General features: G+C 72.1%; 3 protein-coding genes. 2 read left to right on the forward strand and 1 reads right to left on the reverse strand.

Annotated elements, in window-relative coordinates:
• Both ACWDS7_RS47520 and ACWDS7_RS47525 read left to right on the forward strand, forming a co-directional pair.
• The coding region (locus ACWDS7_RS47520) for an SAM-dependent methyltransferase (RefSeq protein WP_451934683.1) at positions 1 to 580 on the forward strand (580 nt) is incomplete at its 5' end.
• 106 nt (positions 581 to 686) lie between these two features.
• A complete protein-coding gene (locus ACWDS7_RS47525; RefSeq protein WP_451934684.1) occupies positions 687 to 1502 on the forward strand; it encodes an SAM-dependent methyltransferase in 816 nt (271 codons plus the stop codon).
• Positions 1503 to 1693: 191 nt separating this feature from the next.
• Here the strand turns inward: ACWDS7_RS47525 and ACWDS7_RS47530 are convergent.
• Positions 1694 to 3316, reverse strand: a 1623-nt coding sequence (locus tag ACWDS7_RS47530) for a protein kinase domain-containing protein (protein ID WP_451934685.1), incomplete at its 5' end; no start/stop codon positions are given.

Here is a 3316-nt window from a genome sequence, read left to right on the forward strand (position 1 = left end):
CTGCGGCCTGCCGACACGGGGAAACGTGCACGAGATCGTCCACGCCGTCGCGCCCGAGGCACGGGTGGCGTACGTCGACAACGACCCGATGGTCGTCGTCCACGCCCAGGCCCTGCTCCAGGACGACCGCCTGACCACGGTGGTCGAGGCCGACGCGCGCCGGCCGGAGCTGCTGCTGTCCCGCCTCCGGCTCACCGGCATGATCGACTTCGACCGCCCCGTGGCGGTCCTCCTCTTCTCGGTGCTACAGGACATCACCGACGACGCGTTGGCCCTGCGGATCGTCACCGACCTCCGGAGGGCGATCGCGCCGGGCAGCTACCTGGCCGTCTCCCACGCGGTCTCCGACATGCGCCCGGAGACGACCGCGAAGCTCGCCGCCCTCTACCAGGACCGCGGTTCGGTCACCGGTCCCCGCCGCGGCAACCTGCGCACCGGTGCCGAGGTCGGACGCTTCTTCGACGGGCTCGCGCTCGTCGAGCCCGGGGTCGTCTACGTCCCCCGGTGGCGTCCCGACGGGACCGGGCCCCACCGGCCGGACTCGGTGTGGGTCGTCGGCGGGGTCGGCCGCAAGGAATAGCCGGTCCCACAGAACAATCGACGTATTTCTCCTATTGCTCGCAATCTGCCATCTACCCATGGGCGCCGCGGTTCTTTAGTCTCACAGGCAACCAAGGAGATGACCGATGAGCGACGCGGCCCGGCGGCCACCGGCAGGCCTGGACACCAGCGTGCCCAACGTCGCCCGGATGAACGACTACTTCCTCGGCGGCAAGGACAACTTCGCGGCCGACCGGGCGGCCGCCGAAGAGGTGCTCGCCATCGCCCCGGAGATCAGGACGATGGCCAAGGAGAGCCAGGCCTTCGTCGGCCGGGCGGTGCGCCATCTCGTCGAGCGGGGCATCACGCAGTTCGTCTCCATCGGGTCGGGGCTGCCCACCCAGCGCAACGTCCACCAGGTCGCCCAGTCCCTCGACCCCGCCGCCCGGGTGCTCTACGTCGCCGACGACCCGGTGGTGCTCTCCCACGCCATGGCCCTGCTGGCCACCGACCCCCGCACCTCCGTGGTCCGGGGCGACCTGCTCCACCCCGACGAGCTGCTGGCCGACCACGAACTGCGGCGGCTCATCGACCTGGAGCGGCCGGTGGCCCTCCTGATCCCCTCGGCGCTCCAGTTCATCCCCGGCGAGGACGGCCCGTTCAAGAGCGTGGCCCTGCTGCGCGACGCGGTGGCCGTCGGCAGCCACCTCGTCATAGCCCACGCCGTCTTCGACACCCGCCCCGAGGCGGCGGGGCCGCTCGTCGACATCTACCGGCGGGTCCTCGGCCGGAGCGAGGACGCCTCGCGCACGCGCAAGCAGGTGCTGCGCTTCTTCGACGGCATGGAGCTCATCGACCCGGGCCTGGTCTACATCCGCCAGTGGCGCCCCGACAACCCGCTCGCCGCCCATCGCCCGGAGAAGGTCTGGACCGTGGCCGGGGTCGCCCGCAAGACCGGCTAGCCGGGATCGGCGCCGGCGCCGATCGAGCGCCACCGCACCGCGGCGCCGCCGGTGGCCGGTGGCCGGTGGCCGGTCGGAGCGTGAGGTCCCGGCCACGGCGCTCACCCCGGTCTCCGGGGCGAGCGCCGCGTCCCGCTCCGGCGGACACCGCCGGTACGCGGACCCGTTCCCGCGTCCGCGGGTCCACCCGGTCAATTCCTCGTGTAGCGCGGCACGAAGCGGCCGCCGCCTCCGCCCAGCTCGTCGGCCGGGATCTCCGCGAGCACCCGGACGACCTTTCCCTCCGTGTTCACGGCGACGACCCGGCGGGGGTCCCGCGTCCGGTCGAGCAGGATGACGTGGGCGTCGTTGTACCAGCCGATGAGCGTGCTGGCCACGGGGACCGGGATCGTGGCCCGCCGCCGGCCGGTCGCGGTGTCCCACAGGCACGCGGTCGCGATCCGGTCCGGGCAGAGGGTGACGAACTGCTTCCCAGCCGGAGAGAACGTGTTCTCGCTGCTGCTGGGTTCGCCCACGGACGGGATGGTGCGGACGGTCTTTCCCCTCAGATCGAACAAGCGCAGACCGGCGCCCGAGCCGCTCGGGAAGCGTACGGCGACGGTGGACTCGCCGGGGGCCCACATGAAGGGGAAATCGCCGATCCCCTTCGTGTCGACCGAGACGACCGTCGCCCTGGCCGTCGCCACGTCGACGACGACGAACCCGAGGACCTGCCTCGTGCCGAGGGCCCGGTCATAGGTCGTCAACAGGACCCGCCTGCCGTCGGAGGACCAGTAGGGGTTGTAGTTCGCCATCGGCTTGCTCACCGTGTGCACCAGGAACTCCTGGCCGGTGGCCCGTTTGATCAGCCGTATGGAGTCGCGGGGACCCGGCGTGTTCGCCTTGATCCAGGGCAGGACCGCCGTCCAGGCCCCGTCCGGCGAGACCAGCGGCTCCTGGTAGGGGCCGATCGACTGGAACTTCTCGTCCTTCGCCTCTCGCGCGAAGGAGTCAGAAACATCCTTCCGAAGGTGCATGTAGGACGTTATGTGGATCGGGTCTCCGGGAGACTCGTGCAGCCTCGTCTTCAGCTCGGGGAGCCGGATCTCCCTGGCCGGGGCGGCGGGCGCGGCCGTTACCTCCCGGATGACGGCCGGGGAGGGGGACGCGGAGACCTCCGCGTCATCGGGGACAGAGCCGCGGATCATGGTGTACACCACCCCGCCGGACAGCAGTGCCACCGCCACGGCCACCCCCGCGAGGAGCGTTCCCCGGCGGCCGCGCCGGGCGGGCGGCGCGCCGGGCACGACGGCGGCCTCGGGGGCTCCGGAGGCGACGGCCGTACCCGCGGTGAGCAGGTCTCCGTCCGGCCGCCGCTCGCGTGCGCCCAGGAGAAGCAGGAGCGCGTCCTTCGCGGTGGGACGCCGTCCGGGGTCCTTGGACAGACACTCCTCCACGAGATCGCGCAGATCGCCGTCGAGGTCGCCGAGGTCGGGGTCCCTGTGCAGAATCCGGTTGACGACCGCCGGGAGCGAGTCCCTGCCGAACGGCGGCTTCCCGGTGGCCGCGAAGACCATGGTCGAACCCCAGGCGAACAGGTCCGCGGAGGGGCCCACCGGGGCGGACTCGAACTGCTCCGGCGCCATGTACGGCGGCGTGCCCACCACGCCGGAGCCGGTGGCCGCGGCGTCCAGCGCGCGGGCGATGCCGAAGTCGATCACTCGGGGCCCGTCCCGGCCGAGCAGCACGTTGCTCGGCTTGAAGTCCCGGTGCACCACGCCCGCTCGATGGATGGCGCTCAGCGCGGTCATCGTGCCCACCGCGAGTCTCCGCAG

Source organism: Streptosporangium sp. NPDC003464 (assembly GCF_053588315.1).

Bases quoted from the DNA above. Each gene is read 5' to 3' on its own strand.
- ACWDS7_RS47525 (WP_451934684.1), top strand. From the start codon at position 687: ATGAGCGACGCGGCCCGGCGGCCACCGGCAGGCCTGGACACCAGCGTG.